This is a genomic window from Koromonas humicola (assembly GCF_059726255.1).
In genome coordinates this window covers 611544-625701 of the sequence record NZ_AP040873.1, presented here as the reverse complement: position 1 = coordinate 625701, position 14158 = coordinate 611544, and the positions used below count along the sequence as shown (strand labels likewise).

The window sequence follows — 14158 nt, the reverse complement described above, 5'->3', positions numbered from 1 at the left end:
ATCGAATCGAGGTGTGCCTAATCACTACCACTGATCCATATTCCGAAGAAAGTATCGAGTAAACAGATAGATGAGTGATAGTCCTCAGAATCCGACGCCAGAAACTCCGGCTTCGAATCCTTGGCTGGTGGCAGTCGCCGTTATGCTGGCCACGTTCATGGAAGTGCTGGATACGTCCATCGCAGCCGTAGCACTTCCCTACATCGCGGGGTCGGTCTCGGCCACCAACGACGAAGCGACTTGGGTGCTGACCAGCTATCTGGTAGCAAACGCGATCATCTTGCCGACAAGTTCATGGTTTTCGCGGCGTTTTGGACGCAAGCGGTTCCTGATCACTTGCATCGTGATCTTTACGATCTCCTCCTTTGCTTGTGGCGCTGCGGACAGTCTGCTGGTGATCCTGATAGCGCGCGCCGTACAAGGCGCAGGTGGAGGAGCACTGCAACCGCTCTCGCAAGCAATCTTGCTCGAAAGCTTCCCTCCACACCAGCGCGGGCAGGCAATGGCCCTATTTGGACTAGGCGTCGTAGTGGCTCCAGTGCTGGGGCCGACGGTTGGCGGGTGGCTGACGGAAACCTACTCGTGGCGGTGGGCTTTCTATATCAACATCCCAGTCGGCATTTTTGCCATATACATGATCATGCGTTACGTGCATGACCCCGAATACATCCGAAATGCCAAGCCGGGGAGATTCGACGCGATCGGATTTGGGCTGCTCTCCATTTGGTTAGGTGCGCTGCAGATTGTGCTCGACAAGGGACAGGAGGACGACTGGTTCGGCGCTGTCTGGATCCGCTGGGCCGTTACGGTTCTTGTGATTTGCTTTGTCAGCTTCCTCGTATGGGAGTTGCAGAGACCCGATCCGCTGGTGAAGTTGAGCGTGTTCACAAACCGCAACTTCATGCTCGGCTCGACGCTCATAGGTTTATTTGGCGGTGTGATCTACGGCATGATCACATTGCTTCCACTGCTCTACCAGGAGCTCTTGGGCTACAACGCTCTCGACGCCGGAATGGCGGTGAGTCCGCGAGGACTGGGTTCTCTGGTTGCAATGCCGCTGATCGGATTTATCAGTAGTCGAATCGACAATCGATACTTGCTGGCGTTTGGTTTCGCGCTGTTCGGCGGTTGCGGCCTATGGTTTGCCAAGGTGAACCTCGACATTTCGCAATGGAGCTTCTTGTGGCCGATTGTTCTCAGCGGCTTTGGAGCGAGCATGGTGTTTGTGCCGCTGGCGTCAACAAGCATGGCGAGTTTGCCCAACGAGGAAATTGGAAACGCTGCTGGACTATTCAACCTGATGCGCAACATCGGCGGGTCCATTGGAATCTCGGTCGTAAACACGATTGTCGCCCGCCACGAACAGCTACATCGGGTAGAACTTTCGAAGCACCTGGATCCGGCCAGCGCGGCCTTCCAACAACTGCTGAATGGGGCCCTGTCTCTAACCGGCAGGATCGGTGCATCGCCGCTGAAAGCCTACGCGCTGGTGAACGGGATTCTAGCGCAGCAGGCGAGATTGCAGGCGTACGTCGATGATTTTGAGTACATCGCTTTTGTCTGCTTTGCCTGTGTGCCGTTGGTTTTCTTCCTGAAGAAAGCTGTTGCGAGAAAGGGAGCGGTCAGTGCTGCACACTGACCGCCTGAACCATCGAGAGCTCCACATCTAAAAAGTGTGGAGCTTTTTTATTGCTGTTGCTCCACGGCATGAGCAAGTCGGATAACCGTCGGCTCGTCGAAATGACGTCCTAGAATCTGGATTCCGATGGGCAAGCCCTCGTGATTGGTACCGCACGGCAATGAGATTCCAGGAATGCCGACGAGATTGGCGGTCACCGTGTAGATGTCATTTAGATACATCGAAACCGGATCATTGACCTTCTCTCCCAGCTTGAATGCCACTGTCGGCGTCACCGGGGTGACAATCGCATCGACACTTGTAAATACATTCTGGAAGTCGCGGGTCAACAGCGTGCGAACCTGCTGTGCCTTGAGGTAGTAGGCATCGTAGTAGCCTGCACTCAGGGCGTACGTACCAAGCAGGATGCGACGCTTGACCTCGGCTCCGAAGCCTCCATCGCGACTGCGGCGATACATATCAGCCAGTGTCTTGGCTTGCGGCGAACGCGTCGTGTAGCGTACACCATCGAAGCGGGCGAGGTTGGCCGAGGCTTCGGCGGTAGCGACGATGTAGTACACCGGAATTGCGTATTCGGTGTGCGGCAGTGAAACGTTGACGATCTCGCATCCCGCAGCGCGCAGACCATCGATGCGGCGCTCAATTGCCTGACGAATCTCAGGATCGAGCCCTTCGCCGAAATACTCCTTCGGAATACCGATACGCAGCCCCTTCACTTCGCGGCCACACTCGCTCGCCGTGTTCGGAACGGGAACTTCTGCTGATGTCGAGTCGTGCGGATCGCGTCCGGCAATGACGTCCAGAAGAGTCGCCGAATCCTTCACCGTGCGTGCAAATGGGCCAACGTGATCGAGCGAACTGGCGAAGGCAATAAGGCCGTAGCGGGATACGCGTCCGTAGGTCGGCAACAGGCCAACAACTCCACAGAACGCCGCTGGCTGGCGGATGGACCCACCAGTATCGGAGCCAAGCGTTGCAACGGCAAACCCGGCTGCAACGGCTGCCGCGGAACCACCCGAAGAGCCTCCTGGGACGCGAGTTGTGTCTCGCGGATTGCGCACGGGATGGAAGGCTGAATTTTCATTCGAGGAGCCCATCGCAAATTCGTCGCAATTGAGCTTGCCCAGACAAACGGCTCCAGCGGCCTCGAGCTTAGCAACGGCGGTGGCATCGTAAGGCGCTATGAACTTGTCGAGGAAGCGCGAACCAGCAGTCGTGCGCTCGCCGCGAGTCATCAGAACATCCTTGATGCCAACGGGAACCCCAGCAAGCGGCGGAAGTGGATCACCCTTTGCAGCGAGTTGGTCGATGTGCTCGGCCTGCGCGAAGGCGCGTTCTTTTGTCAGCGTAAGGAAGGAACCAATCGTCCCGTCATGGCTTTCGATCTGAGCGTAATGAGCTTCGGCAAGGGCATGGGCAGAAATTTCGCGGCTCTGAACAAGTGAGCGCACTTCATCGATAGTGAGTGTATTGATATTCATCGATCTTCTCCCTTAGCGCTCAATGACCTTGGGAACGCGGAAGCAGGTTCCATCTGTGTCGGGCGCATTGGAGAGCGCGGCTTCGCGGCTCAATCCGGGCACAACCACATCGGCGCGCTGTGCGTAGGCGAAACGGTCGCTGCCCGCACGTTGAGCCGGAGCGAAGGCCGAAACCACTTCGGCAAGGGGCTCGACGTTGCTGGTGTCGAGTTCGTTGAGCTTGTCGATATAGGTCAGGATGGAGTTCAGGTCGGCGACCATGCGCGTGCTCTCGTCGGGAGTGAGTTCGAGATTGGCCAGATCGGCCACGTAGGCTACGTCTTTATCTGTGACCTTCATGATTTCCTTTTTTCGTCCTGCGGGCGTGCAAGTTTGAATTCAATGCGCTCGACGGGAAGGAACTGATTGAGTTGCGCCAAGAACTGCGGTGTCATCGCGTAAAGTTGCGATCGCCAGGTCGCGTCTGGAACTTCAACCGTGAGCGTCTTGTTTTCGCAGCCGAGAACCCGGGTGCGGGCCGAAACGGCGTTTCCGGCTGAAAAATCCCAAGCTGCTGCTGGCAATTGGGCAGCGGGCAGACGCGTTAACGCCTTGACCATGATGCTCTTCAATGTGTTGGAAGCCCGCTCCATCTACTGATTATAGCGGAGAACAAAATGCTGACGCGCATCACTCGGTGATGCACCCAAGGCTTGAGCTTCGGAATCGAATTGTCCATGGTAGACGCACGCAACGACCTCCTGCGAGCATGGCGCGTATGAAGTATCACGGCAAAGTGGAGTATTGCGGCCAACGCAAGATTCGTGAGCGCAACAAGAAGAGTTATCGGCTGGCGCACTGGCCCATTTGGATTTGGGTGTTCTTCCTTGCGCCCGGGCCGTTGACGTTCTCGCTCTTTGCGCGCGGGTTTGGGCGCGGGAATCTGCTTTGGCTGATCGCGGTGCTGGTCGGGACGGGAATTGCCGGAATACGCGGAAAGCTGCCGGGAGTCGAACCGCGTCCGTACATTCTGCGTTTTGATGAAGACAAGCCGAACCCGCTCTATCGGCGAGTTTGCTACACCTTCGCGTGGAACGCCATGTTGAGCTTTGCGCTGCTGAACATCGCTGCCCTCCTCGTCTCGGTGGCAACCGGCGTGTGGTACATGAAGCAGATCTACCACTACGCTTACGCTCCGCTGTGCGCAACGATTCTGCTGCTGGGCTTCATGGGAAAATTGCCGCGAGTTGGGCCTTCAACAAAGGGAGAGGGCACCGAGCGCAGATATTTCTACGGCTCAGTGTGGGCTGTGACCGCAGCGCAGACGCTGCTTCTGGTGCTGTGGCAGACACTGCCTCAAACACGAGGCACGAACGCGCTGAAGCTGGTTGTATTTGCCGGAACGTTGCTGGTGATGGGGATGGCGGCGAATCGTGGTGCGCTGCCGAGAACGCGTCCGATACTGCCAGGAGAGATGATTGTTGCCGAGTAGCTACGAGACGAGATGATAGAACCCGTCCTGCCGCGTGACATGCACCGGACAGCCAAAAAGTTCGCCGATGCGTTCGGAATTGAGTAGCTCCTCCTTGTTACCGTCGGCAATGATCCGGCCCTCACGCATGAAGATGACACGCTCGATTTCCGGCACTACGTCGGGAAGGTAGTGCGTGATCAGCAGCAGTGCGATGCCTGATTGCGCCAGCTTGCTCATTGTGTGGCGCAGCTCAATTTGCGCGAAAACGTCGAGACTGTTGCTTGGTTCATCGAACAGCAGCGCACGCGGATTGTGCACGAGCGAGCGGGCGACCATGACGCGACGGACTTCGCCGGAAGACATCTGACTCACTTCACGATCGGCGAGATGCGCGATTTCAAGCCATGTCAGCAGCTCATCCGTCTTCTGCTCCATCTCGGGCTCGACGGTCTGTTGTCGCGAAATGCCTACGCTGCTGAAAAATCCCGACAGGACGGCTTCGCGTCCGGTGACTGAGCGGTTGTAGAACGGATCCACATAGTTGCTGACAATTCCGAGCATAAAACGCAGCTTGGAAACGTCCCACCGATCCTGTCCGAAGAGCTTTATCGACGACTGCGGATCGTAGAGCGGGTACAGCTCGCGAGTGATGGTCTTGATGAGCGTCGATTTGCCCGAGCCGTTGGGTCCCATCATGGCCACATGCTCGCCATCGCCGATGCTCAGGTTGAGATCGTGCAATACCGTGCGTCCGTTGCGGACGACCGAGATGTTGCGAAGCTCGATGAGGGGAGGAGCGGCGTTGGTCATCATTTCTGGTTATTTCAATTGTAAACGTGATCTGCTCGGCTCACGCCCGGAAGAAGCCGCGCTGACCTTGAAACCGAGTTTTGCCGTTTGGCAAATCTTGCCTCGGACGCTCTCCTGGTCTTCAAGCGACCAGAACGGGATAGCGAGTTACTGCGCGATATTTGAACAGGAATCCGTCCGACAATTGCCACGAGTCGTGGCATTTAGTCTATTTAGGGTTAGAGGAGATGATGCGGATTTCATGACGCGGTGGCCTACCGGAAGGACGCAGTTTGACCAGATTGCGCGGCCTCAGCCAGGATCTTGACGAAGCGGAATGTGGAGCCGAACACGGAGACTCACAGCGCGACACCAATGTAAAAAGCCAGCGAGCGCATGCGTTTTGGGATGCGCCTGCGTTGTTTCGAGATTGTGAGCTACTTGGCGATATATAAGCAACAATCGCTAACTAACGTGGTGTTTCCAGAATCTCTATGCCGTTTTCCGCTTCGAGGATTTCCGTTACATGCCGATGCAGTTCCTTCCATGCGGCGTGAGAAGCCTCTCCACGAAGTAGCCGAGAAATGAGGCTAGGCCGAGCCACAGTGATGCCCCACTCCGCAGGTTCTTCTTGCGGTCCATCACCGACATACGACAGTGCAACCCAGAACTGGTCCTTACCGTGCGATGCACAAAAACCCCACCCATAATCCTCTTGGATCGAATCGGAGAACGTAAAGCCTCGGCTGTGTAATCCGTCTAACTTCTGCTTGAGCCAAGCTGCAAAGTCTTCGCCGAAGCAGGATGGATTGATGAACTCGGATCTAACCTCCCGGTGCTCGAAAAGGTCTGTTCTGATTGAGATGATTGGCTCCATTGGTTCTGGCTCCGTTGCGCATCGTAAAAATTCGTAGAAATACACACAATGAAGAATCGGTTGAGCCGTTGTCAACTAAAACGGGGCTTTCGCTCCGAGTATCCCGTCACGAGATACTTCGATATATGGCGATATATAAACAACAATCAGAGAGGACAGCAGACTTCAACCTGCTAATCCTCTGCGGAGGCGTTGATCTCCCCGGTCGGTTTAATCTCGGCTCCAAACCACATTATCTCTTCGCCTTCCATGTCGTAGAGCACTCGCCACGGCTCCGTGAACGGCGATAACGGTACATCGATAGTTGAGAGCAGTAGTCTCCCAGGCTTCTCCTGCATCAGCATCTTCGGCAATCATCAACTACCCCGTGGACGTGTGCGCAAACTGCGCGTAAAGTGCTGTCATCTCAACCGGCCAAGGTTAACTGCAAAACCTCACAGACGCCATTCGAGCGCCGAATGCTAAGCGGGCGGGAAGTTACTCGCCACCAACCCCAGCGCATCCTCCCGCGTGGTGATCGTTCCTTCGAGTTGCGAGTCCTCAACTGCGGCGAGAATTTCGGCGAAGCGCGGGCCGGGGCGGTATCCGGCGGCAATCAGGTCGTGGCCGTTGATGAGCGGCGTGGGGCGCACGTCTCCAGCGGGAATCGAAGCGAGTCGCTCCTTCGTGTACTCATAGAGTTCGAGATTCTTGTGGCTGGCAAGGCAGTCGAGACGATGCAGCGCCAGGTGCTCGTCGAAATCTTCGAGGCGGACGAATCGCTTGAAGGTGGAATCCTTCATCTTGCGAACGTCGGCGAAGCGCATGTGGTTGTTGACCAGCGCAAGAATCTGCTCGCGGTCCCGATTGCTGAAGCGCAAGCGGCTGAGCAACTCGTCGGCAATGCGGACGCCGATTTCGACGTGTCCGTCGAAGCGAATGCGGTCAGGAGCGCGGCGGAAGGTGGCAGGCTTACCCACGTCATGCAGCAGAGCGCCCCAAGCCAGCGTCAGTGGGCATCTGGCAGGAAGACCTTCGAGCAGCAATAGGGTGTGCACGAAAACGTCGCCCTCAGGATGGTATTGCGGCGGCTGCTCAACTCCTTTCATCCTTGTCACTTCGGGCAGGACTTCGCGCAGCAAGCCGGTTTCGTCCAGCATGAGGAACGCCTGTCGAGCGCAGCCCTCAGTCAGCATCTTGGTCAATTCGTCGCGAATGCGTTCGCTGGAGACGGAGTGAATCTGCGGAGCGAGTTGGCGGATGGCGTCAGCCGTAGGCTTCTCGATCGCATATCCGAAGCGGGCGGCGAAGCGCACGGCGCGCAGCATGCGAAGTTTGTCTTCGGTGAACCGTCGCAGAGGATCTCCGATGGTTCTTACAAGCTGGCGCTCAAGGTCGCGTCGCCCTTCTACGTAGTCCAGAACCTCGCCGTGCGGCGTGTTGGCATCAGTCGATAGCGGGTCGAGGAGCAATCCGTTGATCGTGAAATCGCGACGCTCGACATCATGCTGCGGAGAAGTCGTATAGCGCACCGAGTCGGGATGGCGACCATCGAGATAAGCGCCATCGGAACGGAAAGTAGCGACTTCGATGTGCCCGTGTCCGTCCTTTTCGCCAAGAACCTTGAGCGGAACCAGCACTACCCCAAACTGGGCTCCGACAGCATAGGTTTCGGGGAAAATGCGCATCACCTCGCGCGGGGTGGCCGAAGTGGCGACGTCATAGTCGGCAGGATCGCGGCCCAGCAGCAAATCGCGCACGCATCCCCCAACCCAGAGTGCCTGGTGGCCATGATTGCGGAGAGTGCGGATCGCTTCGAGGGCGGCTCGACGGTGCATGAGGACATTGTAGATCGTGATTCTGTATGCTTTTAGATGTGGATAACAGTGCATTGATTCTGGGGATCGAAAGTAGCTGTGATGAGACGGCTGCGGCCATTGTGCGCGGCGGGGAAGAACTTGTATCAAGCGTGGTGGCATCGCAGATTCCGATCCACGCAGCATACGGCGGCGTGGTGCCGGAGTTGGCAAGCCGCGAGCACCTGCGCAATCTCGTCCCGGTGACCCGCGCGGCACTGGAAAAGGCGGGGCTAACCTATGCTGACATAAACGCCATCGCCGTAACCAAGGGTCCGGGGCTGGCCGGCGCGCTGCTCACTGGGGTGAGCTTCGCCAAGGCACTGGCGTGGGCACTCGACAAGCCTCTCGTGGCAGTGAACCACATTGAGGGTCACATTCACGCCGTACTGCTTGAACAGCGGCAGAAGGGCCAGGGGGAACTCAAGTTTCCGGTGCTTGCACTGGTTGTTAGCGGCGGACACACCCATCTGTTCCTTGCCGAGCAGCATGGCGATAGCTGGAGCTACGAAAACGTCGGTCACACGCGGGACGATGCCGCCGGAGAGGCGTTCGACAAAACGGCCAAGTTGCTCGGGTTGGGATATCCAGGCGGGCCTGTCGTCGATCGGCTTGCCAAAATGGGCGACAGCAAGGCGGTAAAGTTCACCTTTGCGCAACTGAAGCACGAGGCGCGGCATGAGTCTAAACGAGCTGGCCGAGTCGAGCACGATCGCAAGCGATTCGACTTCAGCTACAGCGGAATCAAGACAGCCGTCCTGCGATATGTAGAAACGCACAACATGTTTGAAGCAGTCGAGGCACGGCGGCTTGCGTTGCTAAACATCCCGAAGCCGACGGATGAGGATTATCGTAGCGTGTGCGATCAGCAGACACTCGACGTGATAGCGAGTTTTCAGGCCGCAATGGTCGGCGACCTTACCAACCGAACGATGGCAGCTTGTGAGGAATACGGCGTGCGGACTCTGCTGGTGACTGGAGGCGTGGCAGCCAACAGCGCGTTGCGGGCGAGTTTTGAACAGCGCGCGGCACGTAACCGAGTGAATGTGCACTTCCCTTCGCGCATTATGTCAACCGACAATGCAGCGATGATCGCGGCGGCCGCGTATCCGAAGTGGCTTGCCAAGGACTTTGCGGCGCTGAACATATCTGCTGAAGCAAACCTGCAACTTCGATAGGAGATTCCGGACAAAAAGAATGGAGGCAGCTTTTTACGGCTGCCTCCGCTCGGAATCTACACATTCTGACCCTATCTCCTCCCCCCGGAGGTGGGCCAGACCTATGAGCCCTGAAAATGAATATAGGACGAAAGTGGTGACACCAATACCACCCAAATGGGAGGTACTACAGTTTATGCGTCACTGGACGGGAGTCTAGTCAGCAGGCGTATCAGTAACGCCTGACCGGGCACGCCGGTCTTGCGATAGATGCTCTTCTGGTAATAGCGCACCGTATTGATCCTGATATTCAGGACGTCCGAGATCTCACCGACTTCTGCACCCTGCTTCATCATTTCGGCGACGCGGCACTCTGCCGGAGAAAGTCCAAACATATCCTGCCAGAGCCGATGTTCACCTTCCGTCTGCTCCTCCGGCGTCGTGATGAAGATGAGAGCAGACGGCGTATCCTCCAGATCTTCCAGAAATGATGTTCTGGGATGATACGGAAGGATGGAGACGTACAACGAGGTTCCATCTTTGCGAGGAAGCGTCACGGCACATGGTGTACTATCTGAACCTGTCATCGAACAAGCCTGTACGATGCACGCATCAAGGATGTTCTGCTGTTCCGAATTGGCTGCAAGCAACCGTCCATCCTTCACGCTAATAACATCCCCACGTGAAAGAAGAACCTGAGCACGCCGGTTCGCGGACATCACGTGCCGCTTTCCATTCATCGTGATGCAGGCGGCCCCAATCAGATCCAGTGCACGATTCGCAGCAGTGCTGCGCTCCTGAAGAGAGCTAACATCCCTCTGTACGTTGAACACTCGTCTCAGATGAGGAACCAGAGATTTTAGGATTTGCTTTTCATGCTGATTGAAGGGCGACTGCCGGTCACGCCGGGAGACAGCCATGCCACGCAGTGAACCGTTTGGACCGAAGACGAACGCCGCCCCCGTCCACTCGATATGGTGCTTGCGGAAAATGTCTTTGAAGAATGCAGACTCGCGGAAGGACTCCATGGAGATAACATCTTCGGGTGTGCCGCTATACCAGCCTTCTCTCTGATATTTGCGGATCTCGCGCATCCATGGACTGAACTTCATGAGTTGTTCAAGATCGCTGCGCATCTCGTCCGTGATGCCGATGTGGACCTTGATCCCCGTCCGCGCACTTGCCGGGTCGTGGAAGATGATAGCGGCCGTATCGGCGCGGAATACTTCCATGGCACGTTGGAGAAACGTCTCCCACAACTCCGGCCGATTTGAAGCTTCATACAGAGAATCCAGCAGCACTTCTGGGACATCTGAAGTTTTACTTTCCACCTTGCTACTCCGAATGTCTCCTGCCTAGAACCGCTGTGACTACAAGTACAGGAAATTTAAACACGACTGCCCTTACGCCGATATGCAATCGGAAACGATCTACAGCTGTCTTGCAAAAAGACTGCTCAATGCTGGCCTTGGCGTTGGGGGGAACGCCTATTTAGCCATCAAGCGATCGTGGTATCGAGTGCGTTGCCTAGCTGCTCCTCAATGTCAATATCCTTGAATATAACCGCAGCGGTGCCTGACGGCATATCAGCCGCCAGTTCACCTGCACTTCGTTTAGCTGCAAGGACGATGATTGGGGTGTCCGAAAACACGTCAAGTTGCCTGATTCGCGAGACCAGTTCAGCGCCGCCCATGCGGGGCATAGAAAGGTCGGTAATGATGATGTCAGGCACGAAATTATTCAGAACTTCCAGCGCCTCAACGCCGTTGGTGGCAGACTCGACGATGAAACCACGCTCTTCAAGAAAACGACACACGGTGTGCCGGATGAGCATGGAGTCATCCACGACCAAGGCAGTCTTCGGGATGGGCGACTGGGCAGACATAGCTGTCAAACCAGAGGTACTTCCCCCTGGTTGCAGTCTATGTATAACACTTTCTTGATACTTGCGCTGCAATCTTTGCGCACGGACTTGCAGGAACACACAACGGCCCTTTTCCAAAATGGAAGTGTTCCAGACCGGGAACTAGGCGTCAAAAGATGCGGAATCTTCGATTGCCATGTCCTTGAACTCGCTACTCTCAAAAACTTCGCGGCATTCAAGGCACTCGACAAATTCAGAATCCTCTTCGCGAGCCACGATTTGCACGCGAGGATGGCGACACTTCTGATTCATGGGACCACTCATAGACTGAAAGTCATTGCGCTGCGATTCTGGTTGAGGCATAAGGGAAAACTCCGCCGTAGCGGTAGGTTGGGGTATTTTAGCTTGGCCCAATGGGAAGTCAAGAGGGGAAAGACAAGAAAAAGTACATCTGGCCGGCACTGGGAATATGCCGGCCAAACGGCATTTAGTGGATGTCTTTCATGGCGAGCAACGTTCCATAATCCTGTCCGCTTGGGGCGGTGGCACGAGCAACGATTCCGCTAAAAGCATGTCGCAGTTCGGGGTATTTGGTAACGAGTGCTTTGATTACGGCGTTGTTGTCCTGAAACGCCAGCGCGGTATTGCTTACATCTGGTTCCTGATATTTCACCACCAGCGAAAGCTCGCCATGGTCGTCGGGAGCAGCAAATGCCTGCGTCAGCATGTATGTCTTCCCATTCGGTCCTTGCAGTGGAACGGGTTCATTCACCGGCACACCCGCTGGGCGCGCAGCCTGGATTTCATTCGAAGTTTTATCCAGTTGTAGACTGCTCATGAAGTCCACCGGCGCATAGATTTCCCATCCCAGAACGTAATAGAACCAAGCATTCAATAACTCGCCTTGCTTCTTGTATTGACGCGCTTGCAGCACATACCACACGGCATCGTGTCCAGCGACGATACCTGGTTTTGGATAGTAGCCAGCGAGTTTCCATTGTCCCTGCACATTCTGCAAGACCACGCTGACCATGTAAGGAATTTTGCCGCCGGTGACATTGGTCAACACGAAAGCATATTGCCCCGGGTCGAGATTGGGAATGACGAAGCTCGCGCTGGAGTTGGTGTGGCCATTTTCGCCATAAACACCGCAGAAGAATTCCGCGCGCTGCAGGCGTCCTGTCGCCTTTGAGGCGTCGAGGTAATACTCGCGGCGAATCGAAACCTGATCTCCGATCTGCCCCTTGTCATGCGTAACCGCCTGCTGCACGCCATCGAAGGCGGCGGCCAAAGACGGAATCGAGTACTGCCGCAAGCTTTGCACATCTCCGTGGGCAGCGAACTGAATGAACTGGATTCCAGCATTATCGATTGATGAGCGCAGTTTGGGCTCAATCTCGCTGGCTTGCGAACACTCCTGCGCCAACGCAGCGCTGGAAAACAGCAGAGACACCGCGATGCAGAATAGAAGACCCGAGAGGTATTTGCGAACCATGTTTACTCCGCTTCCAAGCATTAGAGCTATTCTCGTACCGGCTTACAAAAATATTATCGGCGAGCACGGCCTTAAGCTAAGCAGAATAGATGCCCCGGTGCCTTGGGCAGATGTTCGGCCCAGTCCAGCAGGCCTGAGTGAAATATGAATCCGGAACCTACGAAACGATTCCGCAAGGGGGAACAGGCCGCGAGATGCATCCAGAATAGAGAAGGCTGTAGAATCGGCGGGAGGTTTGCCCCTTGAAAGCGAGTGTCGTATGAAGAAGGCCCTGGCACTAGCGAGCGTACTTGCGATGTTCTCTGGATTCGTGTGGGCTCAGCAGCCCGCGCCGGCACAGGCAACCCCGCAGGTAAGGAAAACCACGGCGAAAATGGCAAAGAAGCGGAAACCGAGTGCCGCCAGCCCCGCTCCGGCCCAAGTACCCGCACAAGTAAGTCCGCCCGTTCCTGCAACCCTGATGAACAGCGCTCCGGTGCGGCCTACGGTCACCATGGCCGATGGCCTACTCACGATTGATGCCCCGAACTCTACCCTGAGCGACGTCCTAAACGGCATTCACCGCGCTACGGGTGCATCGATTGAAGGCATTTCCCCTACTGAGCGGGTAGCCGTGAAACTGGGCCCAGGAAATCCGGAGCAGGTGATTGCTGCCCTGCTGCATGGAACTCCGTACGGATACGTAATCCTCGGATCTCCAGAAAAGCCCAATTCAATCACGAAGGTGATGCTGACGCCGCAGACCACAACCGCCGAAGCGAATCCACCTGCGCAGCCACCGCCTGCTGCGGCAAACTCGGCACAGGAACAACCGGACGAAGGTATGCCCGATCGCTTCGAAGATGGCGGCGCGCAGCAAAATCCGGATGAGAATCCCGACCAGAACCAGCAGGGGCAGCCACAACCGCCCCAGGCGCAACCGCAGCAGTTTCCGGGACTGCAACAGCAACCTCAGCAGCAGCAACAGGACCAGTCGCAACAGCCGCAGATTCAGCAACAGGAGCAGCAGCAACAACAGCAGCAGGATCCGAACCAGCCAAAGACTCCTGAACAGTTGTTCAAGGAATTGCAGCAATTGGAACAGCAGAGAAATCAGCAGAGATAAGCCGAGTTAAGGCCCAAAAGGAAACGCTCCGCCTGTTAGCGGAGCTTTTCTTTCCATCGACTGATACGTGTACGGCGTGTGTCGGAGCGCGTTAGTCGTTACCGGAGCTAGTAGTAAGAACTTGTGCGGGAGCAGCCTTGACCATCTGGCGGCTTCGATCAAATGCATTGAGGATGCCGAATATGATCGCGTAGCCGAGGCCAACCCCGGCAGCTACAGACAGAGCAATTACGGCGACCATCACGAGCGACATTAAGGAAAACACAATGAACCTTTCAACGTTGATGCTGGACTAGCTGCTTGAGATGCGAACACCGAAAATCGTAGTCCAACGATTCAATGTTAACTCTCTTGCAATCGATCGCTTGTGATCTTGAACACGTAAAGTACCCGAATTCACGATCGGCCGTTCTCGAATGGGATTCCAGTGAGCGACGGTTTCCGCTGCCGAAATCCAGAGTTC

General features: G+C 56.0%; 16 protein-coding genes. 4 read left to right on the top strand and 12 right to left on the bottom strand.

Annotation, left to right across the window (positions count from 1 at the left end; translation table 11 throughout):
• The first annotated feature begins 70 nt into the window (after window positions 1-70).
• Window positions 71-1639 (top strand): DHA2 family efflux MFS transporter permease subunit, encoded by a 1569-nt coding sequence (locus tag AC6IZD_RS02780; RefSeq protein WP_497786157.1) that lies wholly within the window; start codon window positions 71-73, stop codon window positions 1637-1639.
• Between the two features lie 47 nt (window positions 1640-1686).
• Here AC6IZD_RS02780 and gatA read toward each other — a convergent pair whose 3' ends face one another.
• From gatA to AC6IZD_RS02765, 3 genes are read right to left on the bottom strand one after another with little or no spacing between them, the layout of a single operon-like run.
• Entirely contained in the window at window positions 1687-3120 is a 1434-nt protein-coding gene (gene gatA / locus AC6IZD_RS02775; RefSeq protein ID WP_497786156.1) for an Asp-tRNA(Asn)/Glu-tRNA(Gln) amidotransferase subunit GatA, read from the bottom strand.
• 12 nt (window positions 3121-3132) lie between these two features.
• A complete protein-coding gene (gene gatC / locus AC6IZD_RS02770) occupies window positions 3133-3459 on the bottom strand; it encodes an Asp-tRNA(Asn)/Glu-tRNA(Gln) amidotransferase subunit GatC (RefSeq protein WP_497786155.1) in 327 nt (108 codons plus the stop codon).
• Window positions 3456-3719: a DciA family protein gene (locus tag AC6IZD_RS02765; RefSeq protein ID WP_497786154.1), complete on the bottom strand. Its 264-nt coding sequence runs from the start codon at window positions 3717-3719 to the stop codon at window positions 3456-3458. The genes gatC and AC6IZD_RS02765 overlap by 4 nt, the downstream gene beginning before the upstream one ends.
• Before the next feature lie 149 nt (window positions 3720-3868).
• On the opposite strand from AC6IZD_RS02765, the gene AC6IZD_RS02760 reads away from it, so the two are divergent.
• Window positions 3869-4591 carry a hypothetical protein gene (locus AC6IZD_RS02760; protein ID WP_497786153.1) on the top strand — a complete coding sequence of 241 codons (723 nt, stop codon included), beginning with the start codon at window positions 3869-3871 and terminating at the stop codon, window positions 4589-4591.
• On the opposite strand, the gene AC6IZD_RS02755 is transcribed toward AC6IZD_RS02760, so the two are convergent.
• From AC6IZD_RS02755 to AC6IZD_RS02740, 4 genes are all read right to left on the bottom strand, one after another.
• Window positions 4592-5386 carry an ABC transporter ATP-binding protein gene (locus AC6IZD_RS02755; protein WP_497786152.1) on the bottom strand — a complete coding sequence of 265 codons (795 nt, stop codon included), beginning with the start codon at window positions 5384-5386 and terminating at the stop codon, window positions 4592-4594.
• A gap of 445 nt (window positions 5387-5831) precedes the next feature.
• Window positions 5832-6239, bottom strand: coding sequence for a hypothetical protein (locus AC6IZD_RS02750; protein ID WP_497786151.1), 408 nt, complete (start codon window positions 6237-6239; stop codon window positions 5832-5834).
• A 173-nt stretch (window positions 6240-6412) separates the two neighbouring features.
• Window positions 6413-6577 carry a hypothetical protein gene (locus tag AC6IZD_RS02745; RefSeq protein WP_497786150.1) on the bottom strand — a complete coding sequence of 55 codons (165 nt, stop codon included), beginning with the start codon at window positions 6575-6577 and terminating at the stop codon, window positions 6413-6415.
• 123 nt (window positions 6578-6700) lie between these two features.
• Window positions 6701-8110 carry a CCA tRNA nucleotidyltransferase gene (locus tag AC6IZD_RS02740; protein ID WP_497786149.1) on the bottom strand — a complete coding sequence of 470 codons (1410 nt, stop codon included), beginning with the start codon at window positions 8108-8110 and terminating at the stop codon, window positions 6701-6703.
• Here AC6IZD_RS02740 and tsaD point away from each other — a divergent pair.
• Window positions 8110-9252, top strand: a complete 1143-nt coding sequence (tsaD, locus tag AC6IZD_RS02735; protein ID WP_497786148.1) for a tRNA (adenosine(37)-N6)-threonylcarbamoyltransferase complex transferase subunit TsaD — start codon at window positions 8110-8112, stop codon at window positions 9250-9252. The two genes, AC6IZD_RS02740 and tsaD, sit on opposite strands and share 1 nt — an antisense overlap.
• A gap of 173 nt (window positions 9253-9425) precedes the next feature.
• Here the strand turns inward: tsaD and AC6IZD_RS02730 are convergent, their stop codons facing one another.
• The 4 genes from AC6IZD_RS02730 to AC6IZD_RS02715 form a co-directional block, all read right to left on the bottom strand.
• Window positions 9426-10562 (bottom strand): helix-turn-helix transcriptional regulator, encoded by a 1137-nt coding sequence (locus tag AC6IZD_RS02730; RefSeq protein WP_497786147.1) that lies wholly within the window; start codon window positions 10560-10562, stop codon window positions 9426-9428.
• A 167-nt stretch (window positions 10563-10729) separates the two neighbouring features.
• Window positions 10730-11116, bottom strand: coding sequence for a response regulator (locus tag AC6IZD_RS02725; RefSeq protein WP_497786146.1), 387 nt, complete (start codon window positions 11114-11116; stop codon window positions 10730-10732).
• A 141-nt stretch (window positions 11117-11257) separates the two neighbouring features.
• Entirely contained in the window at window positions 11258-11407 is a 150-nt protein-coding gene (locus AC6IZD_RS02720; protein ID WP_497786145.1) for a hypothetical protein, read from the bottom strand.
• A 175-nt stretch (window positions 11408-11582) separates the two neighbouring features.
• Entirely contained in the window at window positions 11583-12590 is a 1008-nt protein-coding gene (locus tag AC6IZD_RS02715; protein ID WP_497786144.1) for a hypothetical protein, read from the bottom strand.
• A gap of 259 nt (window positions 12591-12849) precedes the next feature.
• On the opposite strand from AC6IZD_RS02715, the gene AC6IZD_RS02710 reads away from it, so the two are divergent.
• Window positions 12850-13695, top strand: a complete 846-nt coding sequence (locus tag AC6IZD_RS02710; protein WP_497786143.1) for a hypothetical protein — start codon at window positions 12850-12852, stop codon at window positions 13693-13695.
• Window positions 13696-13786: 91 nt separating this feature from the next.
• On the opposite strand, the gene AC6IZD_RS02705 is transcribed toward AC6IZD_RS02710, so the two are convergent.
• A complete protein-coding gene (locus AC6IZD_RS02705) occupies window positions 13787-13960 on the bottom strand; it encodes a hypothetical protein (RefSeq protein WP_497786142.1) in 174 nt (57 codons plus the stop codon).
• Window positions 13961-14158 lie beyond the last annotated feature (198 nt).